General features: G+C 35.6%; 24 protein-coding genes, 3 pseudogenes and 2 other annotated features (1 of these 29 running past the window's edge). Of the genes and pseudogenes, 19 read left to right on the top strand and 8 right to left on the bottom strand.

Annotated features, from left to right (window positions below; all coding sequences use genetic code 11):
* Positions 1-70 (bottom strand) — a binding site (T-box leader) (it extends 158 nt beyond the left edge of the window).
* 51 nt (positions 71-121) lie between these two features.
* Positions 122-350: a binding site (T-box leader), on the bottom strand.
* A 70-nt stretch (positions 351-420) separates the two neighbouring features.
* Positions 421-3168 (bottom strand): S8 family peptidase, encoded by a 2748-nt coding sequence (locus tag ABH957_RS02915; protein ID WP_404510634.1) that lies wholly within the window; start codon positions 3166-3168, stop codon positions 421-423.
* A gap of 229 nt (positions 3169-3397) precedes the next feature.
* Here ABH957_RS02915 and ABH957_RS02910 point away from each other — a divergent pair, with 229 nt between their 5' ends.
* On the top strand, positions 3398-4636 hold the full coding sequence (locus tag ABH957_RS02910; RefSeq protein ID WP_404454105.1) for a TolB family protein: 1239 nt from the start codon (positions 3398-3400) through the stop codon (positions 4634-4636).
* Between the two features lie 43 nt (positions 4637-4679).
* Here the strand turns inward: ABH957_RS02910 and ABH957_RS02905 are convergent, their stop codons facing one another.
* Positions 4680-4802 carry a DUF4023 domain-containing protein gene (locus ABH957_RS02905; RefSeq protein WP_000071861.1) on the bottom strand — a complete coding sequence of 41 codons (123 nt, stop codon included), beginning with the start codon at positions 4800-4802 and terminating at the stop codon, positions 4680-4682.
* 72 nt (positions 4803-4874) lie between these two features.
* Positions 4875-5202, bottom strand: a pseudogene (locus tag ABH957_RS02900) (phosphoglycerate mutase).
* A gap of 169 nt (positions 5203-5371) precedes the next feature.
* Between ABH957_RS02900 and ABH957_RS02895 the strand changes: the two are divergent.
* The 3 genes and pseudogenes from ABH957_RS02895 to ABH957_RS02885 all read left to right on the top strand — a co-directional run bounded on the left by ABH957_RS02895 (position 5372) and on the right by ABH957_RS02885 (position 7057).
* Positions 5372-5947, top strand: a complete 576-nt coding sequence (locus ABH957_RS02895) for a histidine phosphatase family protein (RefSeq protein ID WP_002015239.1) — start codon at positions 5372-5374, stop codon at positions 5945-5947.
* A pseudogene (locus tag ABH957_RS02890) lies at positions 5948-6340 on the top strand (hypothetical protein); the annotation flags it as partial.
* A 216-nt stretch (positions 6341-6556) separates the two neighbouring features.
* Positions 6557-7057, top strand: coding sequence for a DoxX family protein (locus ABH957_RS02885; protein ID WP_002015237.1), 501 nt, complete (start codon positions 6557-6559; stop codon positions 7055-7057).
* A 36-nt stretch (positions 7058-7093) separates the two neighbouring features.
* On the opposite strand, the gene ABH957_RS02880 is transcribed toward ABH957_RS02885, so the two are convergent.
* On the bottom strand, positions 7094-7978 hold the full coding sequence (locus ABH957_RS02880; RefSeq protein WP_404491105.1) for an alpha/beta fold hydrolase: 885 nt from the start codon (positions 7976-7978) through the stop codon (positions 7094-7096).
* Positions 7979-7993: 15 nt separating this feature from the next.
* Complete coding sequence (locus ABH957_RS02875) at positions 7994-8833, bottom strand: GNAT family N-acetyltransferase (protein WP_113935608.1); 840 nt, start codon at positions 8831-8833, stop codon at positions 7994-7996.
* Between the two features lie 269 nt (positions 8834-9102).
* Here ABH957_RS02875 and ABH957_RS02870 point away from each other — a divergent pair, with 269 nt between their 5' ends.
* Positions 9103-10488 (top strand): alkaline phosphatase, encoded by a 1386-nt coding sequence (locus ABH957_RS02870; RefSeq protein ID WP_113935607.1) that lies wholly within the window; start codon positions 9103-9105, stop codon positions 10486-10488.
* Positions 10489-10542: 54 nt separating this feature from the next.
* Complete coding sequence (locus tag ABH957_RS02865) at positions 10543-11007, top strand: hypothetical protein (protein WP_404454099.1); 465 nt, start codon at positions 10543-10545, stop codon at positions 11005-11007.
* Between the two features lie 96 nt (positions 11008-11103).
* Here the strand turns inward: ABH957_RS02865 and ABH957_RS02860 are convergent, their stop codons facing one another.
* Positions 11104-11754: a GTP pyrophosphokinase gene (locus ABH957_RS02860; RefSeq protein WP_002015229.1), complete on the bottom strand. Its 651-nt coding sequence runs from the start codon at positions 11752-11754 to the stop codon at positions 11104-11106.
* Between the two features lie 290 nt (positions 11755-12044).
* Between ABH957_RS02860 and ABH957_RS02855 the strand changes: the two are divergent.
* The 3 genes and pseudogenes from ABH957_RS02855 to ABH957_RS02845 form a co-directional block, all read left to right on the top strand.
* A pseudogene (locus ABH957_RS02855) lies at positions 12045-12656 on the top strand (YcdB/YcdC domain-containing protein); the annotation flags it as partial.
* Between the two features lie 183 nt (positions 12657-12839).
* Positions 12840-13553 (top strand): RNA polymerase sporulation sigma factor SigK, encoded by a 714-nt coding sequence (sigK, locus tag ABH957_RS02850; RefSeq protein WP_000051382.1) that lies wholly within the window; start codon positions 12840-12842, stop codon positions 13551-13553.
* Positions 13554-13844: 291 nt separating this feature from the next.
* Positions 13845-14633, top strand: coding sequence for a phosphatidylserine decarboxylase (locus ABH957_RS02845; protein ID WP_002088706.1), 789 nt, complete (start codon positions 13845-13847; stop codon positions 14631-14633).
* A gap of 152 nt (positions 14634-14785) precedes the next feature.
* Here the strand turns inward: ABH957_RS02845 and sda are convergent, their stop codons facing one another.
* Complete coding sequence (gene sda / locus ABH957_RS02840) at positions 14786-14941, bottom strand: sporulation histidine kinase inhibitor Sda (protein ID WP_002015226.1); 156 nt, start codon at positions 14939-14941, stop codon at positions 14786-14788.
* Positions 14942-15187: 246 nt separating this feature from the next.
* Here sda and ABH957_RS02835 point away from each other — a divergent pair, with 246 nt between their 5' ends.
* The 8 genes from ABH957_RS02835 (at position 15188) to ABH957_RS02800 (ending at position 20320) form a co-directional block, all read left to right on the top strand.
* Entirely contained in the window at positions 15188-15700 is a 513-nt protein-coding gene (locus ABH957_RS02835; RefSeq protein ID WP_002015225.1) for a YqeG family HAD IIIA-type phosphatase, read from the top strand.
* Positions 15701-15703: 3 nt separating this feature from the next.
* Entirely contained in the window at positions 15704-16810 is a 1107-nt protein-coding gene (yqeH, locus tag ABH957_RS02830; RefSeq protein ID WP_404454093.1) for a ribosome biogenesis GTPase YqeH, read from the top strand.
* Between the two features lie 15 nt (positions 16811-16825).
* The gene (gene aroE, locus ABH957_RS02825; protein WP_404510632.1) at positions 16826-17659 is read left to right on the top strand and encodes a shikimate dehydrogenase; all 834 of its coding nucleotides are present in this window, start codon (positions 16826-16828) and stop codon (positions 17657-17659) included.
* Positions 17660-17663: 4 nt separating this feature from the next.
* On the top strand, positions 17664-17957 hold the full coding sequence (gene yhbY / locus ABH957_RS02820) for a ribosome assembly RNA-binding protein YhbY (RefSeq protein ID WP_002015220.1): 294 nt from the start codon (positions 17664-17666) through the stop codon (positions 17955-17957).
* A 135-nt stretch (positions 17958-18092) separates the two neighbouring features.
* Positions 18093-18662, top strand: a complete 570-nt coding sequence (locus ABH957_RS02815) for a nicotinate-nucleotide adenylyltransferase (protein ID WP_404454087.1) — start codon at positions 18093-18095, stop codon at positions 18660-18662.
* A complete protein-coding gene (gene yqeK, locus ABH957_RS02810; protein WP_404454084.1) occupies positions 18652-19221 on the top strand; it encodes a bis(5'-nucleosyl)-tetraphosphatase (symmetrical) YqeK in 570 nt (189 codons plus the stop codon). The genes ABH957_RS02815 and yqeK overlap by 11 nt, the downstream gene beginning before the upstream one ends.
* Entirely contained in the window at positions 19218-19574 is a 357-nt protein-coding gene (gene rsfS, locus ABH957_RS02805) for a ribosome silencing factor (RefSeq protein WP_000653209.1), read from the top strand. The genes yqeK and rsfS overlap by 4 nt, the downstream gene beginning before the upstream one ends.
* Positions 19571-20320: a class I SAM-dependent DNA methyltransferase gene (locus tag ABH957_RS02800; protein ID WP_002088700.1), complete on the top strand. Its 750-nt coding sequence runs from the start codon at positions 19571-19573 to the stop codon at positions 20318-20320. The genes rsfS and ABH957_RS02800 overlap by 4 nt, the downstream gene beginning before the upstream one ends.
* A 172-nt stretch (positions 20321-20492) precedes the next feature.
* Here ABH957_RS02800 and comER read toward each other — a convergent pair whose 3' ends face one another.
* Positions 20493-21320 (bottom strand): late competence protein ComER, encoded by an 828-nt coding sequence (gene comER / locus ABH957_RS02795; RefSeq protein ID WP_002015213.1) that lies wholly within the window; start codon positions 21318-21320, stop codon positions 20493-20495.
* 77 nt (positions 21321-21397) lie between these two features.
* On the opposite strand from comER, the gene ABH957_RS02790 reads away from it, so the two are divergent.
* Both ABH957_RS02790 and ABH957_RS02785 read left to right on the top strand, forming a co-directional pair.
* Positions 21398-21997, top strand: coding sequence for a helix-hairpin-helix domain-containing protein (locus ABH957_RS02790; RefSeq protein WP_404491104.1), 600 nt, complete (start codon positions 21398-21400; stop codon positions 21995-21997).
* Between the two features lie 63 nt (positions 21998-22060).
* Positions 22061-22618 (top strand): ComE operon protein 2, encoded by a 558-nt coding sequence (locus ABH957_RS02785; RefSeq protein WP_002088698.1) that lies wholly within the window; start codon positions 22061-22063, stop codon positions 22616-22618.
* The last annotated feature ends 6 nt before the right edge of the window (positions 22619-22624 follow it).

The raw sequence follows: 22624 nt of genomic DNA, 5'->3' as shown, positions 1-22624 counted from the left end.
ATTCCCACCGACCATTAGCTCTCTGAAACAGGGATACAAGATACTACTGCGATTCTTTCAACGCGTATATATGAAGTTATTTAAAAGGGAAGGACGCAAAAAAGCCCCTATCGGAAAATCCGATAGGGACGATAAAAATCGCGGTACCACCCTATTTGTAAACAATTAATTGTTTACCACTTACTTTAAGATAACGGAAAGATCCGTCTTTCTCTTCATGCATAAAAAGCATTACGGGAAAGAAGCTCCAGAATTGTAATTCACGCTTGTATATGTACTGATTCGCACCAACCATCAGTTCTCTGAGACAGGGATATAAGTCGCTACTAGTATTCCTTCAAAGCCGATATATAATTCGTTCAACTAAACTATGTTTTGTATTATAAAACTATATTTAAAAGCTTGTCAACAATAATTTTATTATTTCACTTCTAAATCGACGTTTAAATTAGATTTATTTCCAGCTGCATCGGTTGCTACAATATGAATTGTATTCTTTCCTTGTTGTAATTGACTACGATCGAAATAAATTTCATAGTTTTTCTCCCAAGGATTTAGGTATGCACTTTCCCATGCTCCGTTTCCGTTAATTTCATACTGTATCGTTACGGGATGTCCTGGAGCAACCCATCCGGATTCTGCCATCCAATCTAAAAGTATATCATCTACTTTACCTCTAATTACGAGGTTTTCTTGATCTACTTCAGACGATAATTTCGGTGCAGTACGATCGACAAACACAGCTCCTGTCTGTTTCGTTTCTCCACCAGAGTTAGAAGCAACAGCTTCGATTTGGTATAAGCCATCAGGTAGAGGAGATCCGTCAGTTTTCGTACCATTCCATTTGAAAGATTTATAACCAGGTGTTTCGTTTTTACCTTGATGTATCATGCCTTGATATGTTACACGGTCTTTCGTAATTAAATTAGCGTGAAATGTTACATCCTCCACTGGTGTAACTAAATAGTAATTGATCAGGTTGTCATCTAGTATTCCATCATTATTTGGACTAAAAGTAGAATTAACGATTTCAAGACCATCAATACGTTTGTATTCTTTCGGATCAATGCTAAACGTAAATGGAATACGCATTTCTTCAGTCTTCCCTTGCTCTTTCACATATAGATTTCCTGTATATACACCCTGTGGTAAGGAGCTATCTACAGTAATAGTAAAGGGCTTTTCGCTGTTACTATTAGGTTTCACACTAATAGAAGAAGAGAAAGAAGTCTGGATTTTTGTTTTTGTATCTAGTAATTCAATGCGAGTTGAAAAGTTTTTCTTTTTGTTAGAAAGATTTTGTAACGTAATATTTTGTGTTAACTTCACTTTGCCGCTATTAGGTTTAATAAGACCGAAACTTACATTGTTAGGTTTCACTAATGCATCTGTTTGGGCTGCTTTTGGAATGTTAATTAAACCAGATCCTTGTGCCATGACAGGATATGTATTTTCATTGACATCCTTTAATGTTTTTGCAGTGTTGGCAAGAGCTGCTTTCAATTGTTCTGTCGTCCAATCAGGATGCATTTGACGGAGTAGGGCAACAGCTCCCGCCACTTGTGGCGCAGCCATACTTGTCCCGTTGTGAGATTCATAGCCACCTCTCGGCACTGTACTAGTAATTTGTACTCCAGATGCAACAATATCAGGCTTTATTAGCCAACTACCTTGTGATGGTCCTCTTGAACTAAAGTTACCAATAAGTTCTGTTTGCTTTGGTTGTCCAATTTTTATATTTTTCTTTCGTTTTGTAATTAAAGTTTTTAACTCTTCGCCATTTGTATTTGATAACTGCATTACTGGAACAGCTAGATTTTCACGTCCAAAATATTCGGGCATAATATTAATTTCTTTTTCATTAGAAATTAGTAGCACGCCAAGAGCACCAGCTTGTTTCGCTTGTTCTGCTTTTACTAACGTGCTTGAGGTTCCTTGTAAAACAAGGGCGAACTTACCTTTCACATCTTGTTTAGCGTAATCACTTGAATTACCATAACCAACATATATAAGCTGAGCATCGTTGCCTACTTGGAAATCTGATTTTGATAACGGTAATCCTTGGTAAGATTTATTGGAACCAGCTACTTGGAATGTTGGAAATGGAATAGAAACAGTAGATGCACCAACAGAGATGACACTACTTGCGTTACCAGGAGCGTCAACAGACCAAGGTTTTGGTCCATCATTTCCATTTGAGACGACTGCAGTAACACCAAGTTTTGCTGCGCGTTCTAACGTCATTGTTACAGGTTGATCAGGTACATTCAAATCTTGACCAAGAGATAGATTTAAAACATCGGCACCATCTTGAATAGCTCGCTCAATACCTTGAATAATATCATCGGTCGTACCGGTACCACCATCATTCATGACACGGTAAGCGAGTATAGAAGCATTCGGAGCAATCCCCTTTATTTTTCCGTTACCAGCAATAATTCCTGCAACATGGGTACCGTGGACGTTTCCATCCATCGGATCATTATCTTCATCGACTGTATCATAGCCACCGATATAATTTGCTTGTAAATCAGGATGGGTATAGTCGACACCTGAATCGATAATAGCGACTTTCATCCCTTTTCCATCAAGGGGTTTGCCAGTCGGATCTTTTAAATTCCAAGCTTCAGGTGCACCAACTGTAGGGCCTCCAACGTTTGGTGTTTCTTGATCTGCTAGGCTTTTTGACGTTTCATGTAATTTATATGTTAAGTTCGGATAAATTGCTTTTACTTCAGGTAAAGAAGCTAGAGCGGCAATTTGATCCCCTGGGATAGAAATAGAAAATCCAGAAAATAACGTACTATACGTTTCTTTTATGGTTGCTTTCGGTGCTTTTTCTTTTATTTTCTTTGTTGTATCCTCTTGTGCTTTTTTTAGTTGTGCATGGTATGATTGCACATTGCTATTTTGTAGGTCCGGAGCATGTTGAATGTTACTTTGTGAAGCGAGTGGAGCATGTTGCAATTCTACAATAACTGAAATTTCTTTTGATGTTTTTGTTTCAACATTTTGCGCGATTTTGTTTTCTCCCCATTGTTCAATATTTGCTTTTAACTGTGGGCTAAATTGCTTCTCTTTTTGCAGTGATTCAGCATGGGCGCTTAATGCTCCAAAGCTCGAAAAGACGAGCGCTATACTTAATAGTGTTGATGTAGTTTTCTTCATTGAAACTCCCCCTAATAAAAAGTGTCAATTTTACGAAAATAAATATTACATTTTTATCGTTAATTATAGGTGCGGATGTTGGCTAGACTATACATTCGACATAATTCATACCAATCCTCTTTGAATTGAAAATTTCTTGGGAAATTTTTTGGGATTATGTCGAATGGCTAAAATTTGCATATAGTAAGCGGAATATGAGGAATGCTAAAGGGGAAAATGGGGGTGCTACATGAAAAGGTTTATAGTAAGTGGAATCGTGATTTTGTTCCTTTTTTTCTGTTCAAGTTCTATTACTAGGGCAGAAAACAATGGAGTGAAAGTTGCCTTTATTCGTAATCATAATCTATGGATTAAAGTCGGTGAAAAAGAAAAACAAATTACAAAAGGAGATTACATAACAGGGCCGAAATGGTCACATAATGGAGAATGGCTTGCATATGCAAAAGGAAAGAAGCGAAATCACTTTGAACTGTATCGGCTAAAAGATGGAAAGAAAGTTACACCATCTCAATCAGAAGTATCGAATTATCAATGGTCACCAACAGAGAATATAATTGCATTTGTATTTGCACGCACATTAAATACATTTGATGCTGAAAAAAAGAAAGCAGATTTTGAAAACGTAGCTAATGGTGTAGGTGACTATGCATGGTATCCTGATGGTAAGAAGTTTCTTGTATCATCAGAAGCGTACTTGCTTCCAACAGGATGGACAGGTGCTCAGTTATATGAAATACAAAAGGATGCAAATATGAATCCTCATAAGATGAAGCATTTATATGCACTACCGAATGAGCATGATGACTTTTTAGCATTAGTTGGAAGTGGATTTAATTGGTCGCCAGATCAAAAATGGATTTCGTTTTTGGCAGTACCAACAGCTTCTTTGTCAGCTGATAGTAATACCCTTTGCTTAATTCGATCAGACGGCAGTCGTTTTGAAACAGTAGATCAAATGTTATTAAACACACAATGGTTCAAATGGGCGCCATCAAAGAATATATTAGCCTATATTGAAGGAAGCGGGAGAGTGGCTTTAGAGAATAAGCATTTAAAAATAAAAGAATTGCCGGCTCTCCAGCAAAATACATTTACTCCAAAAGGCTATGTTGATTGGGATTTCACATGGAAGAACGATAATGTAATTATCGTTTCAAGGGCAAGGGAAGCAGAGCTATCGGTCCCTCTAGAAAAAAGACCACTACCATCTTTATATGAAATAAATAGTACAACAGATGAACAACATCAAATTACAAAGCCATCAAATAGCCAAGGCGATTATAACCCTATTTTTAGTAAGAAAAGCAACCAATTAATGTGGCTCCGTTCAAATCGTAAGAAAGCTGATGTATGGCTTGCTCATAACGATGGAAAACATGAGAAGAAGTGGATTGAAAATATAGATGTGCCAGAGTGGTATTATGAGAAATGGAATTGGGAAGATGTCGTTTCGGTTAAAGACGAGTAAAAAAACCTGCCTGAAATATAATTTTCAGGCAGGTTTTTCAATGTTATTTATGTGTTTTATTTGGCTTTTTTTTCGCAGGGTTTCCGTTCCCTTGGCGCTTTCTATTTTGTTCATCTTTTGCTTGTTTTTCATGTAATGTATCTAAAAAGTCATTTGAGTTACTCATTTTTATATCTCTCCTTTTTTCATTGCGTCCTAGTTACTATAACCATTTAGGAGGAAAATCATGAGATAAAAGTTAAGCGCTTAGTTTTCTTCGGTAGTATAAGTAAAATAGTCCGTACGTAATGAATAACATAAGTAAAACTTGTAACTCTACATTTTCTTTTAAAATAGTTGCGACAGAAGATGGTAAGTAAGGTGATGTATCGCTCGTTCCTAAACCTAACCATTTGTTTAAGAGGTTAATGATACAAAATATGAAAACACCAGACCAGCTTGCGATAATTGCTTTTTGTTTCACGCTCATCATCTGTAATCCAAGGATTAGCAGTTTTATCACTATTAAAAAAGCCATTTATGTATCCCCATATGATCATTCCCATAAAGACGATAATCCATTTCATATTTGTAATCCTCCTCTTCTTGTAAAAAATATTTTTTATATATAATTGTAATATTTTCCAAACGTTGATGTTAAAGACTTTTTACATTCTGCTTTTTAAAATAGCAGGAGTAAAGAAAAAAATAGGGAAGAAATATGTGAGACTATTTGATAGTGAGAGGAAGAGGAGAATGAAACTTATTTTTGTTCGGCATGGTGAAGGTGAACATACGAAAGATTTACCATTAAGTTTACAAGCAGTGAATCCGCCATTGACAGGCGTGGGAAAGAAGCAGGCTAAATTGCTTCAGTGCGATGTACCATTACAAGAAAAGGATATATTAATCGCTAGTCCTACACTTCGAACTTTACAAACTGCGACAATATGGAGTGCGGAAGTTGCTTGTCAAAAAATTGTTCACCCATATATATCCCCGCGTATTTTTCCTTATCGGGAATCCGCCAAAACATTACCGTGCGATCAATTGTTAGATCGAAAGATAATACAAAATTTATTTCCACATTTTTCATTAGAAGAAAGTAGAAATGAATTGTTATGGAATGAGGGAGTCAATATCATCTTGGAGATGGAATTTCAGCAAATAGTAGATGAATTTCTGCACTGGTGCTATCAGTTAAAAGCAGAAAAAATTTGTATCGTTGCACACGATGGAACAATTACAGCGTATAGGCAATATTTACAGAAAGTCGCTTTAACTAGAGCTGATTTTTTGAAAGAAACGGGTATATATGAAATGGACTTATAGGAGAGGAAATTTGTAATGGAAGAGTTAGGAGAAGATGTGTACGACTTAAATGAGCCGAGAGTATACTTTAGCGTAGCGGAAATTAAGTAATATGCAAAATTGCATATTACACATATTGTAAATGGTTGGTATAAGTTTGGGGAGTTGAAACTAGTAGAATCCTTTTTACATAGTGGTGTAAAATCATATGTTGGATTGATAGATTATGTAGATGGAAATGTAGCAATTATGTTTACAATACGCCTATTTTACGGGTTTATTAACCATGACAAAACGTTAGAAGAAGTTGTTCGAGAAGCGAGATTAACCGATGAGGAGACATGTACATTTCGAGTATATAAACAATATGAAACGGATTTATTCTATATTCGAATAAATGCGTTTCACATTTAACTCACAGTTTTTTTACATTTTATTCAATGAAAATGATTATCACCTGTGGTATGATATGTTCAAGTTTTTACAGGTAATGAAAGTTACTATATAAACGTTAGTATTTAATGTTTTTTATGTATGTCACAAATTATTCACGATTAACATTTTAAAAGTAAGCAACTAATGTTATTATATTATCTGTAACTGACTTAATTACAACTTTAGGAGGAAGATATGATTATTCAATTTTTAAGAGAAAACAAAGCAGTTTCTTTTGTATTAGCGATAATTCGAGTGTATCTTGGTTACACATGGGTAATGGCTGGAATCGGTAAACTACAAGGAAAAGGCTTCGATGCAACTGGTTATTTACAAGGTGCAATTGAAAAATCTAAAGGAGCACAACCAGCTGTTCAATCTTGGTGGGCATCATTCTTACAAGATTTTGCAATTCCAAACGTTGATTTATTTAATACACTTGTGACGTGGGGAGAAATTTTAGTCGGAATTGGTTTAATTGTAGGCTGTTTAACAAAAACAGCGGTCTTTTTCGGCCTTGTAATGAACTTTTCCTATATGTTTAGTGGGTCAATTGGTGTAAACCCTGAAATGGTTATCTTATCCATGTTCGTTCTTGTTTCTGGTATGAATGCTGGAAAACTTGGAATTGATGGCTTAGTTATTCCAAAAGTACTAGGATCAAAAATTCAAAAACGCCAAAAGCAAGCTGCTTAATATATGAAAACGGGTATCTCAAAATGAGATACCCGTTTATTTTTCAGCACTTATAGGATTTTTCTCGAAGAAATCTTTTACATACCCTACAAATTCTTGTGGCTCTTGACGAAATGGAGCATGATAACCTTTTTCAATAATATGGAAAGTGCTATTTTTTAAGAATTGATGATAAGTTTCTCCTTCTTTCCAAGAAACGCTACTATCATTTCTTCCCCATATAATTAAAGTTGGTTGCTTGATTTCAGTTGCATTGATTTGAAGACGCCTAGGCCATAATTTCATTTTATTATAATGCTCTTCATCATTACGCTTGAATTTAACTTTGCTCTCATCATAATCTGCAATAGAAGAAACGGCACTTAAATCAGTCGACAACTTTGGTTTTGGTGAACCTTGTTTATTAACGAACGTATGAGGGCCGCCTGTAGCATCAGTTAAAATAAGGTGGGTAACCGCTTCGGGGTATAAATATGTTAAATTAAGAGAAATTTCTCCGCCCATAGAATGTCCCAGTATTGCGAATGAGTCATACCCTAGTTTTTTCATTAACTTATAATACAAATTTGCATGAGTTGGGAAAGAATAATAAAAATCCATCGGTTTAGAGGAACGTCCGAATCCTAAAGCATCAACAGAAATAATCGTATGATCTTTTGCTAAATCTGAGTAAACCTTTTGAAAACCATCGGATGATCCTCCAAATCCATGGATCATAAGTAAAGGTGGTTTTTCATCACCAATCTTTTTAAAGTAAATCGTTTGACCATCTATCTCTACCATTTTTTCCTCGGTAGCTAGTTTCGCTGTAATTGTATTTTTAACTTGTTTTACTTGTTCTACTGGCTTTTTTGCTGCACTACATCCTACTAATAGTGTAAGAGTAAGACAACCTACCATAAAATAGCTAAATTGCTTCAATTAGGTGTCTCCTTTCTAACATAATGCTGCATCTATCATAGCAAATAGTATATTACGATTTCCAGGAAGTTGATTACCATTCTTTATCATAAGAGGTGAAAGGAGCGTTTCCTGGAAATTTTCTGTTTGAAGAAATTGACGGAAAATGAATTGTGAGTGCGGAACATCAATGCGTATTGACCCATTCCACGAGTTACAAATTATTTCTAATAACTGAATAGCGTCTTTTTCTTTTTTTGAAATAAGTGGAGTGATACATAGTACATCTCCTTTTTGTATGCATAAAGCAAAAGCATCTATTTGATTATCCCGCTCTATTTTAAAGGAGTAAGTTGCTCTCGATAGTAGTGATAAATAAAGATTAGAACGATCTGCACCAGTCGCAGTTTGATCAAGAAAAATGAGAGATTGAAGATCGGCTTGCTGAATTTGTTTTATGGGAAAAGAATTTATACTTATATGAGCCGCTTGTTTTTCGAAACGATGAATTGTTGTTATTGATTGAAATCCATAAGATTCATATAAGGATTCACCAGCTTTTGTTGCAATGAGCGTAATAGGGAGCGATGGATAAGTTACTTTTAAGCTATTGTTTAACAAAATACGGCCAATTCCTTTTCTTTGAAAATCAGGATGCACGATTAACATACCGATAGAAGAATATCCAGGGGCAAACGAAAAGACCCCGCCCGCTGCAATAAGTTTATTCTCATGTACATAGCCAAAAATTGTGCCAATGGAAAGGTACATATGGAATTGCTCTTTCATAAAACTCTCATGCTGTAACCACCCGACTGATTTGCAAAGAGAGAGTAAATCTGGAATGGAAGATGCGTCTAGTTTTACTGTTTTCATAAAGTTCACCATATTTCTATTTAAATTAGAAAAAATAAGAATAATATTACGAAATGTAAAATAATAGGTTCGTATTAAAAGAAATCCAACATGTTTATATTTATCTTTGTAAAGGGGAGTATGCTTGATATGAAAAGACAAACTTATACAAATTATAACTTAAATTTACATAAGTTAACAAAAAATTTACATATAACTCATTTTCTCTTAACAGTCTTCTATTAAATTTGATAGAGGGAAATGAATAACCTAATTAGGGGGACAAGACAGTGAAAAAGTTTGTAAAAAAAGCATGGCCATTTGCAGTTGTGGCGTCGTTAGCAGTTACTTCAGTAGCAACATGGAATTTTACGCGTTCTAGTGAGGTTAATGCAGATGAGAACGGAAACAATGCAAAAATTAAAAATGTCATTGTATTAATTGGGGACGGTATGGGGCCTTCATATATGACAGCTCATCGTTATATGAAAGATAATCCAAAAACATTTGAGATGGAATCTACAGAATTTGATAAGCATCTTGTAGGAACACAAAAAACATATCCAGAAGATGAACATGAAAATATTACAGACTCTGCATCGGCAGCTACTGCGATGTCAGCAGGTATAAAAACATATAACGCAGCTATTGCAGTAGATAATGATAAAGCTGAAGTGAAAACAGTATTGGAGCAAGCGAAAGAAAAAGGGAAGTCAACGGGACTCGTTGCAACTTCTGAAATTACGCATGCAACACCAGCTGCATTCGGTGCACATGATATTAGTCGTAAAAATATGGACGCAATTGCAAATGATTACTTTGATGAGAAAATTAAAGGTAAGCATAAAATAGATGTTATGCTTGGCGGTGGTGTAAATAACTTTGTTAGAAAAGACCGCAATCTTACAGAAGAATTTAAGAAGTCTGGTTATAGTTATGTAACAGATCGTAATCAATTATTAAATGATAAAAGCGATCAAGTTCTTGGCTTATTTGCACCAGGTGGTTTAGACAAAATGATTGACCGTACTGACAAAACACCTTCATTAGAAGAGATGACAAATGCAGCGATTGAGCGCTTGAACAAAAATAAAGACGGTTTCTTCTTAATGGTCGAAGGTAGTCAAATTGATTGGGCTGGACATGATAATGATATTGTCGGTGCAATGAGTGAAATGGAAGACTTCGAAAAAGCGTTTAAAGCAGCAATTGAGTTTGCGAAAAAAGATAAGAACACATTAGTTGTTGCAACTGCAGATCATTCTACTGGCGGATTATCTTTAGGTGCGAATGGTGAGTATAATTTTAAAGTAGATCCGATTAAAGCTGCGAAACGTACGCCAGACTTTATGGCAAGTGAGATTGTAAAAGGTGCAAATGTAGAAGAAACATTGAAAAAGTATATTGATCTACAATTAACACCAGAAGAAATTAAAGCTGTAAATGATATAGCTCCATCAAAAGATGTAACAAAGATTGATAATGCAATTGAAGATATCTTCAATAAGCGTTCGGTTACAGGTTGGACAACGGGTGGACATACAGGTGAAGATGTGAACGTATATGCATTCGGACCAGGTAAATACTTATTCTCTGGCGTTCAAGAGAATACAAATATAGCTAAACGTGTCTTTGACATTATTGGCGGCGGCGATCCAAATAAAGGAAGACGCTAATTATAAATGAAAGTGAGGCGAAATGCCTCACTTTTCTTTTTAGGAGATGGAAAGATGAGCGTTTTTTTAGGGAAATTAAGATTCCTTCTAGTATTTGTATTATTGCTAGTTGGATGTCAATCTCAAGAGAATAATATAGAAGAAAAATCTGCTGGAAAAACTGAGGAAAAGGTACATATAACGAAAGAAGAAGAGAAATTCATTCAAGATGTTATTGAGGCATTTGTACGGACGACGAATGAAAAAAATCTTGCTGAACATATGGAGTTATTTTCAAAGAAGATGCCTAGTGCTGAAGACTTAAAAACACAAAAGGAAGCGGCATTTCAAAAGGGAAATAAGGAAATAGAGTTAGAACATATGAATATGAAAGCTCTTAAAGGTGGGCTTGTTATTGTTGAAACGGAGGAAAAAGAAGTAGATGGAGGGGTTACTCTTCAAAAGAAAATGCGGTATGCACTTGGAAAAGAAGACGAAGGGTGGAAGATTGAAGAGGTTCGTACGATAGAGAAGAAATAAAGTGAAACTTTAATCAGTGGGGGTTTTGTCCATCCCCCACTGATTATTAGCCATCACCAATCGGGATAAACAAGGTTCTCATAGGAGAGAACCTTGTTATAGTGGTAATAAAATTTGGTTTGAACATGCTTCAATGTCATCAATATCTTGACGGATTGTTGCCATCTTATTATCGAGATCTTCAGCTTTCATAGCAGCGTCATGTAGTTCATCCTTCAAATAATCAGGTATATTTCCTTCATATTTGTAGTAAAGTTTATGTTCTAAACTTGCCCAAAAGTCCATGGCAAGTGTACGTAATTGAATTTCTGCAAAGACATCTTTCGTACCAGAATTTAGTGACAATGGATATTTAATAATCATATGCAAACTTTTATAGCCATTTCCTTTTGGATTAGCAATATAATCTTTTACTTCTACAATTTCCATATCTCCACGATTTTCAATAACTTCTTTTAAATGATAAATATCTTCTACAAAGCAACATGTAATACGGATGCCAATAATATCTTGTAATTGTGTTTGAGCATTTTCAACTGTTGGTGATAAGTTTTTACGCTCAAGCTTCCTGATGATACTTTCGGGTTGTTTAAGTCTTGTTTTTATATGTTCAAACGGGTTGTAGTCTTCTAAAAATTGAGCTTCCCGGTTCATAATTTCAAATTTAGTTTTTAACTCTTCTAAAGCAAATGTATAAGGTAATACAAAAGCTTTCCAGTAGTTAACGGTTGATTGGTTATATTCCATTTATATACACACCTTTTCTTATTTACAAGTGAAGTTGTTATTATACTAAACACCAAATCATGTAGGCGCAAGCAGCAAATGATGAGATCATAAAGCGATATTTAGTTTTCATCTTTTCAACCCCTTTCAAATGAAATTATATATGAATAAACGTCATTGTTAGTAATTTCACTATGTACAATTCTTATAGTAATAGATTCATGTGAAATTCGTATGAACTAATTGTTTCAGCTTTTTGTCTTTTTGCTAATGATTTTTGGTTTTGTTTGTTATAATTACCTTAAATTGTAATAATGAATGAATTCTTTAAAAAGCATTTACCGATGTTAAAATATAATAATTTAGTTGGCATTACGATTGATAAATCAACCAATGAGTTAATTGGTTTTATAAAACTGGCAGACGATAAAGAAGTAAAACAAATAATGTCTAGAGAGGAATGTTTACAAAAAGCACTTCAATTTTTAGAACGAGTTATTCCAGATATCACACAATATCTTCGTCTTTGGGAAGAACGTGAAGAAGCAGAAGATGGGATTGAAAGATTTACCTTTTCCGTATATGTGAATGGGATTCCAATAGACTATATGCAATTTATGATCAACATCAATACAGAAAATGGTGCTGTGATGCACTACTCAGGAGAATCTAGCAACTTTATAAAAGAATTACTTGCATATGAAACAACACCAAAAGTAACAAAAGAAAAAGCGTTAGAAATATATAAAGAGGTCATTCGAGTAAAATTAGAATGGTGTATAGATCATGATGCAGAGGAAATGAAATATAAACTGCTGTATAAACAAACGACGAGTGAAAATCATAAAGAATCCGTCGATTGTAGTCGGAAAATTCGTTACATAGATGCGCATACTGGAGAGAAAATTTGGAGTGAATATTAGTAAAAGCCAATCGATACGTTTCGATTGGCTTTTACTATGTTTATAGAAAAATTTAATGATTAGCGTTGAGTGGTTTAAGAATGCCATTAAGTTAAGAGTTCCATATTTACATCGTACAGACACAAACAACCTCATGCCCACATACACATAGTAAAGACCACTATTTTGGCGGAGGTGAAAGGTTTGAGTCTATTCGCCGCAATTGGATATATGGTTCGAGAAGTGTTTGTATTTGTTTCTTATGTGAAGAACAATGCGTTCCCGCAGCCGTTATCATCAGATGATGAGAGAAAGTACTTAGAGTTAATGGAGCAAGGTGATGCTCAAGCGAGAAATCTTTTAATTGAACATAATTTACGGCTTGTAGCTCATATTGTTAAGAAATTCGAAAACACTGGTGAAGATGCAGAAGATTTAATTTCAATTGGTACCATTGGGCTTATTAAAGCGATTGAAAGCTATTCAGCAGGGAAAGGAACTAAGCTTGCAACATATGCAGCACGCTGTATCGAAAATGAAATTTTGATGCATTTACGTGTGCTGAAGAAAACGAAAAAAGACGTTTCACTTCATGATCCGATTGGGCAAGATAAAGAGGGAAATGAAATATCGCTTATTGATATATTAAAATCAGAATCTGAAGATGTGATTGATATGATTCAGCTTAGTATGGAGTTAGAAAAAATTAAAGAGTATATCGATATTTTGGACGAACGAGAGAAAGAAGTAATTGTGAAGCGTTTTGGACTTGGGCTTGATAAAGAGAAAACACAGAGGGAGATTGCTAAGGCACTCGGTATTTCAAGAAGCTACGTATCGCGAATTGAAAAGCGTGCTTTAATGAAAATGTTCCATGAATTTGTGCGGGCTGAGAAAGAGAAAAAAGCAAAAGAATAATGTGTATTGTAAGCAGCTACACTTTAAAAGTGGCTGCTTTTCTTTCGGGAAAACGGAAAGAAAACGAGCTGTTCTAAGAAGAAATACATGTTCACTGTTGAAAATGGCGGGTTCTATCTGTAATATTAGAAGGTGCTAAACAATTTAAGAATAAAAATTATACTTAGTTTTTCTTCGTGTATAACGAGACGGCTCCATTCTATATGTGGGAATAAGAACCAATTTTACATATGATATAGAGAGAAAAGAAGGGGAAACTAAAGTTATAGGCTGATTAGGAGGTTTCGTAATTTGCGACGGACATTATATCGACTTATGATCGAACTTACAAATGGTCGTTTTACTTCTTATATATTACGTAAATTTGCACAATCTCGTTTGAGCTCTATCATTATTCCATCGTATGTGAAAGTTTTTCAAATTAATCAAGATGAGATGGAAAAGGGTTTGAAGGAATATCGAACATTGCATGATTTATTTACACGTAGGCTAAAAGAAGGAAAGCGTAGTATTGATACTGATGCATCGAGTATCGTTAGTCCTGTTGATGGTGTTTTTGCTGATCAAGGTCCTATTGAGGATACAAAAACATTCAATATAAAAGGAAAGCGTTATTCAATTGTGGATATGCTAGGTAATGAAGAGCGTGCAAAGCGATATGCAGGCGGTACATATATGGTAATTTATTTGAGTCCAAGTCATTATCATCGTATTCATAGCCCGCTCTCTGGCTCTGTGACTGAAAGATTTGTACTCGGCAGAAAATCATATCCGGTAAATGCAGCGGGTATGGAGTATGGGAAAGAACCATTGTCAAAAAATTATCGCTCTGTTACAGAAGTAAATAGTGAAGGCGAACATATGGCGCTTGTAAAAGTAGGTGCTATGTTTGTTAATAGTATCGAGCTCCTTCATGAAAGAAGTACTGTTCAAAAAGGTGAAGAGATGGCATACTTTACATTTGGCTCAACAGTTGTTTTATTATTTGAAAAAGATATGATTAAAGCAGTGCAGGAATTGACAAGTGGGCAAGAGCTGCGTCTTGGTGAAAAAATTGCAACCCGAGTATCTCATAAGTAAAGAAAAAGTTTTATAATATACTTATGAAGCTCTAATTAAGAAATGTGGACAAAGATGCTTAATGAAGAAATCCCCTAGATGGGAGTACTTGTTTATTCGAGAGCCATCGCAGGATGGCTCTTTTTACAGGTCAATCAGCAATCTATATGTACTCAAGAAGATTTGACGAGCTTGTCCTCTAACGAGCGTCTAATAATTTCTTGTTTTATAAGTAAAATGAAGTCGGGATTTAATTTTAGTTCTTTTGCTTTATAATAAGACTCAGTGAGTAAATCAGTAGATAACTGTTCCATATGTTTTGTTTTCAAGGTGAGTCACCTCCTAATAATATAAGGATTGATTCGTTGTTGCATTTAATGTACCAAAAAAATATGACAGTCACAAACAAGAGGTTATCCACATACCTCAGTGGATAAAATGTGGATAGATTGTTAGTAAATTCCAAATTGACTGAAAAATTAACGTGGAAAGTGTGTACAAGTTTATCCACAGGTTATCTATCGAAAAATGTTGTCGAAAAATTTTATGAAAAATCCTCAAAGAGGTGAAAGAAATTGAAGTTATTTTTACCAAATGAATATGTGAAAAATATATATCATATTCAACCAGAAGATTTGAAAAAACGTGGAATTAAAGGAGTTATTACTGATTTAGATAACACTTTAATTGAATGGGATCGTCCAAACGCAACGCCACAGCTTGAAGAGTGGTTTTTGAAAATGAAAGAAAATGATATTCAAGTAACGGTCGTTTCAAATAACAACGAGCAACGCGTTAAAGACTTCGCTGATCCATTAGGTATTCCGTTTATTCATAGTGCGCGCAAACCGTTTGTTCGCGCATTTAAGCGTGCGATACACGAGATGCACCTGCAGCCAGATGAAGTTGTAGTAATTGGAGATCAGTTACTAACGGATGTGCTCGGCGGGAATCGTGTGGGACTTCATACAATTTTAGTTGTACCGGTAGCGCAAACGGACGGATTGGTGACACGATTTAATCGGAAAATTGAACGAAGAATTATGAGAAACATGAAGAAAAAAGGCTTAATTAACTGGGAGGAATAAAGTTTGACTGAAACAATTAAATGTATTGGTTGCGGTGTAGAAATTCAAACAGAAAATAAAAATGAAGTAGGATACGCTCCTGCATCATCTTTAGAAAAAGAACAAGTAATTTGCCAACGTTGTTTTCGTTTGAAACATTATAACGAAATTCAAGATGTATCTTTAACAGATGATGATTTCCTTCGTATTTTGAACGGAATTGGACAATCAGACGCACTAGTGGTTAAAATCGTAGATATTTTCGATTTCAATGGTAGCTGGTTACCGGGCTTACATCGTTTTGTAGGGAACAATAAAGTATTACTTGTAGGGAATAAGGCTGACTTAATTCCAAAGTCAGTTAAGCATGATAAAGTAAAACATTGGATGCGCTATAGTGCAAAGCAACTTGGTTTAAAACCAGAAGATGTCTTTTTAATTAGTGCAGCTAAAGGACAAGGAATCGCTGAACTTGCTGATGCAATTGAGCATTACCGCGAAGGTAAAGATGTTTATGTTGTTGGATGTACGAATGTTGGTAAATCAACATTTATTAATCGTATGATTAAAGAGTTTAGTGATGAGACTGAGAATGTAATTACAACATCACATTTCCCAGGAACAACGCTTGATTTAATTGATATCCCATTAGACGAAACGTCATCTTTATACGATACACCAGGTATTATTAATCATCATCAAATGGCGCATTACGTTGGGAAACAAAGCTTAAAGCTTATTACACCGACTACAGAAGTTAAGCCAATGGTATTCCAATTAAATGAAGAACAAACATTATTCTTTGGTGGATTAGCACGATTTGATTATGTAAGTGGGGGCCGTCGTGCATTCACTTGTCATTTCTCAAACCGTTTAACAATCCATCGTACAAAGCTTGAAAAGGCTGATGAATTGTACGAAAAACACGCTGGAGAATTATTGAATCCACCGACACCAGAAGAATTAGAAAATATGCCTAAGTTTGTGAAATATGAATTTAATATTCGTGAGCCGAAAACGGATGTTGTATTCTCTGGATTGGGCTGGGTTACTGTAAATGAATCAGGAGCGAAAATTGTTGCTCATGTACCAAAAGGAGTAAGTGTTTCATTACGTAAATCTTTAATTTAATATGGAGAGGGATTTATGAAACAATTATATGGTGTAATCGGAAATCCAATTGGACATTCATTATCACCCGTTATGCATAACGATGCATTTGAACACTTGAATATGGATGCCCATTACCATGCGTTTCTTGTAGAAGAAGAAGCGCTAGGGGAAGCAGTAAAAGGTTTGAAAGCATTAGGTATTTCAGGATTTAATGTAACGACTCCGCACAAAGTTGCAATTATGGAGTACTTGGATGAGATTGCCCCGTTAGCAAGGCAAATCGGTGCGGTAAATACAGTAGTTCATCGAGATGGAAAATTGATTGGGTATAATACAGATGGAATTGGTTTTGTTCGTGCCCTGCAGTCAATTAGTGAAGATCCACTTCAAGAGAAACGTATTTTATTAATCGGTGCAGGTGGTGCTAGCCGAGCTATTTACTTCGCGCTTGCCGATGTAGGTGTGAAAGAAATTGATATTGCTAATCGTACGAGAGATAAGGCGAAAAGCCTTATCTCTGGGTGCATGGCAAATGTTAATTCGCATGCTATATCGTTAGAATGTGCAGCAGAAAATCAAGGGGAATATGATATTATCATCCAAACAACAACGATAGGTATGCATCCACATGTTGAGTATACGCCGCTGGAAATTCGTTCATTGAAACAAGGAACGATTGTTTCTGATATTATTTATAATCCATTTGAGACGAAAATTTTAGGCGATGCGAAAGAACAAGGTGCAATAATTCAAAATGGAATCGATATGTTCGTTTATCAAGGTGCACTTGCATTTGAAATGTGGACAGGGTGTGTGCCGAATATTGATAGAATGAAACAATTAGTAATGAGAGAGCTTGGAGGCTAATTATATGTTAACAGGAAAACAAAAAAGATTTTTACGTGCAAAGGCACATCATTTAACACCGATTTTTCAAGTTGGAAAAGGTGGCGTGAATGAAAATATGGTGAAACAAATTGGAGAAGCATTAGAAGTTCGTGAACTATTTAAAGTGAGCGTATTACAAAACTGTGAATTTGATCGTAGTGAAGTTGCAGAAGAGCTTGCACAAGGTGCACGAGCTGAAATCGTTCAAGTAATCGGAAGCACAATTGTTTTATACAAAGAATCAAGAGAAAATAAGCAGATTAAGCTTCCTCGATAAAAGATATACGTGAGTTATTTTGTAATGGACGCTTGATATGTAGAAAGCGAAACCAATTGAACTTTTATTAACAGTGGGCTCTCTTCGAATATGTATGGGGAGAGTTGCTGTATGTAAAAGGAAGGGGCGTTTCTTTTGAGAAAAATTGGCATTATTGGTGGCACGTTTGATCCACCTCATAATGGGCACTTGTTAATTGCAAATGAAGTGTATCATGCTTTAGGGTTGGAAGAGGTATGGTTTTTGCCGAATCAAATTCCACCGCACAAGCAAGGACGTAACATTACGAGTGTGAAAAGTCGATTAAACATGCTGCAAATAGCGATTGAGGAAGAAGCATACTTTTCAATTTGTTTAGAAGAGCTAGACAGAGAAGGCCCATCTTATACGTACGATACTATGGTACAATTAACGGAGAAGTATCCGGATGTGCAGTTTCACTTTATTATTGGCGGAGACATGGTTGAGTATTTGCCGGAGTGGTATAACATTGAAAAGTTACTTAAGCTTGTGACTTTCGTTGGAGTTGCAAGACCAGGTTATACATTACATACGCCTTATGATATCGTAAAAGTGGAAATTCCAGAGTTTGCAGTTTCTTCTTCGCTGTTACGTGAGAGATATATGACGAAGAAAACGTGCAAATATTTACTCCCCGAAAAAGTACAGGTATATATCGAGAGGAATGGGTTGTATGAATCGTGAGGAAGCACTTAATATTGTCAAACAACAAATGCATGAAAAACGTTATATACACACGGTTGGTGTAATGGAAACAGCGATTGAACTTGCTCGGTTATATGGTGTAGATGAGGAAAAGGCAGAGACGGCTGCTATATTTCACGATTATGCAAAATGTAGAGCGATTCCAGAAATGGAAGAGATTATTAAGAGAGAAGCGTTGCCAAAGGATCTACTGCACTATAACAAAGAGTTATGGCATGCACCTGTTGGGGCATACTTAGTAGAAAAAGAAGTAGGCATTACTGATCCTGAAATTCTACAAGCTATTACATATCATACAAGTGGTCATGAAAAAATGACAATGTTAGATAAAGTTATTTATGTAGCAGATTACATTGAACCAGGACGTAAGTTTCCTGGTGTGGAAGAAGCGAGGAAACTCGCATATAAAGATATAAATCAAGCTTTACTGTTTGCTTTAAAGCGAACAATTCAATTTTTAATGGAAAAAGATCAAACGATTTATCCATTAACATTCCAAACATACAATGAAGTTATCAAGGAGGAAATTAATAAATGAAAGATAAAGAGTTATTAGTATTAGCGGCAAAAGCAGCTGATGATAAGAGAGCAGAAGATATGGTTGTACTAAATATGCAAGGTATTTCACCGATTGCAGACTATTTTATTATTTGTCACGGAAATTCAGACAAGCAAGTACAAGCAATTGCACGTGAAATTAAAGCGAAGGCACATGAGTTCGAAATTAACGTACAACGTATGGAAGGCTTTGATGAAGCGCGTTGGGTTTTAGTAGACCTTGGTGATGTGGTTGCTCATGTATTCCATAAAGATGAGCGTAATCACTATAATTTAGAGCGTCTATGGGGCGATGTGCCGCGTGAAGATATTGCAGATGAGCTAGATCAATGAAATACGAACAATTTGCTTTGCTGTATGACGAACTGATGAATGATGTCCCTTATGATAAATGGGTGGAATTCACAGAGGAAAGTTTACAACAGGCATCTATGAAAGAGGCAAGAATCCTTGACGTAGCATGTGGAACTGGTAACGTAACACTTCCGCTTGTGCGAAAAGGTTATGATTTAATTGGTGTAGATCTTTCGGAAGAAATGTTAACTGTCGCGCAGCAAAAATTGGGGGGAGAAGGCTATTTTATTCCTTTTTACCAACAAGACATGAGAGAGCTCGATGTTCCTGGTGAATTTGATTGTGTGACAATCTTTTGTGACTCATTAAATTATGTATTGCAAGAAGATGGAGTGCAAGAAACATTTAGAAGAGTTTTCCACCATTTACGTCAGGATGGCTTGTTTTTATTCGATGTACACTCTTTATATAAAATACATCACGTATTTCAAAATGAAACATATACAGTGAACGGCGAAGAAATATCACTTATTTGGAACTGCTTCCCTGGAGAAGAATCAGATAGTGTGGAACATGATTTGACATTCTTTGTACAAGATTCAGAAGAAGATGTGTATCATCGTTTTGACGAATGTCACGTGCAGCGTGCGTATTCGGTTGAAGTGTTAACAAAATGGCTTGAAGAAGCTGGGTTTACAGTGCTTCGCGTCACAGGTGACTTTGAACGAATTGAAGTGACAGAACAAACAGAGCGCATCTTTTTTATGGCGAAGAAGAATGGATAAAAGAAAAGCAACCGATAAGGTTGCTTTTGTTTTATAGAAAAGATGTAGTTTTAGTTCTAGAAAAATAAAAAGATGATATGTGTAAAGTGTAAAAATGCTAGTTTTAGTGAAAATGTAGCATGAAAAAGATAAGTATTAATAAAAAGGGTTTGGGATTACGATGGCGTATTTATTATGTGTGTTTATTGAATTGCTGCTCAACGCATTTTAAATCTTCATCAAATTTCTCATGTGTCCGTTCGATTAATTTATGAAACATATCCCCAACGTGCTCTTCTAAAATACGAATACCTTCTCCTGTAACACCGCCTTTAACGCATACCTTTTCTTGTAAAGTAGGTAATGTAAAAATTTCTTTTTCCAGTAATTTCCCCATTCCAATGACCATTTCACTTACTAAAGTAGTGGCTTCTTCATGTGTAATATTTGTTTTATCTACAGCAGCGTTAATGAAACATTGTAATAAATAACTAAAAAAAGCAGGGCCGCAGCTTGCTATATCAGATGAAACGCGCGTTATATCTTCTTCTATAACAAGGGGAGTAGAAATGTTTTTGAATAGACGAAGTAGTTTTTGTTGCCATTCTAGAGAGCAGTTATTTCCAAATGTAAATAGTGATGCGCCGGATAAGGCGCGGTTTGTGATGCTTGGAATGATACGAGCGACGTGGCAAGGTATAAGTGTTTCTAATTGTGATGGAGATATGGGGCTTGTGATAGAAACTAAGCAATCTTCGTCTGAAAAATGGTCAGCGTATTTTTGTAGAATAGGGTATATATCTATCGGTTTTACGCAAATGAAAATAAGCTGGGATTGTTCGATTACCTCTTGGATTGTTTTGGCTATATGAACAGAAGGGTATTTTTCTTTTATATGATATGCTTTGGCAGGCGTCCGATTAATAATAGTAAGGCACGAGGGTTTGACAGCACGGGTTTCTAAAAATGCATCGATTAGTATATTCCCCATGTTCCCTGTCCCTATAATTCCTATGTTCAATGTTTCATCCCTCCTTCGTAACAGCTTTCTCCTAAACAATATGAATGATGTTATAAATTTATGATTAGAGGTGTAAAATGATGTGGGATTTTCCGAAAAAATGGTTGGGATTAGTGATTATTATTGGCACTTTGATTTTTCTTTTTTTCTGGAAAACGAATCAGCAAACAGAGCGATCGCTCATTACAACGGAAGTTCAAGTGAAAGATGTGGAGAAAAAAAGTAAACCGAAAGTATTGGATACAAGGGAGCAGAAAAAAATAATTATAATTGATGTGAAAGGGGCGGTTTTTAAAGAGGGTGTGTATGAAATGAAGGAAGGGGACCGGGTGAAGGAGGCAGTTGAAAAAGCTGGTGGTTTGTTGCCAGATGCAGATGTGAAGAAAGTGAATTTGGCGCAAATGGTCCAAGACCAAATGCTTCTTTATGTTCCTAACAAGAATGAGCCAGTGCAAGAAGGGGCTACTTTTTCAAAAAGCGAGGGTAAAGTGCAAATAAATACAGCTTCTAAAGAGCAACTTGAAAAAATAACAGGCATTGGTTCTCGGAAAGCGGAAAGTATTTTGAAATACCGAGAAGAACATGGTCCGTTTCAGAAAATAGAAGATTTATTAGAAATTGATGGGATTGGTGCGAAGTCTTTAGAGAAAATAAAAGATCAAATTATTATTCCATAAAAGATTGACGAAGTTTTTCTTTTTTCGCTACACTACAAGTAGACAAAAAAGAAGGTGAAAAATATGGAACGAATTTCATGGGATCAATATTTTATGACGCAAAGCCATCTACTATCTTTACGTAGTACATGTACAAGGCTTGCGGTAGGAGCGACAATTGTTCGTGATAAACGAATTATTGCTGGTGGATATAACGGTTCAATTAAAGGTGGTGTGCATTGTATAGACGATGGTTGCTATGTCATTGATAATCATTGCGTTCGTACAATTCATGCTGAAATGAATGCTTTATTGCAATGTGCGAAGTTTGGTGCAAAAACAGAGGAAGCGGAAATTTATGTCACACATTTTCCTTGTTTGCAGTGCTGTAAGGCGATTATTCAAAGTGGTGTTACAGCGGTTTATTATGCACAGGACTATAAAAATCATCCGTATGCCGTAGAGTTATTTGAACAAGCGAGTGTAACAGTAAAGCACGTTCCACTAGAATACGATATTACATCGCTAGAGGAACAAGAGCGTCATTTACAGCTAAAGGAATTATTCGCAGCTTTAGAAAAAGATAATTTATCAATGGAAGAATTACAGCGTGTATTCACTAAAGCGAAAATGATGCTATAAGGAGTG

Source organism: Bacillus sp. RC242, from assembly GCF_044908245.1.
Lineage (GTDB): Bacteria > Bacillota > Bacilli > Bacillales > Bacillaceae_G > Bacillus_A > Bacillus_A mycoides.
The sequence above is the reverse complement of the archived record's forward strand: the minus strand, read 5'-3'. Positions and strand labels throughout refer to the sequence as shown.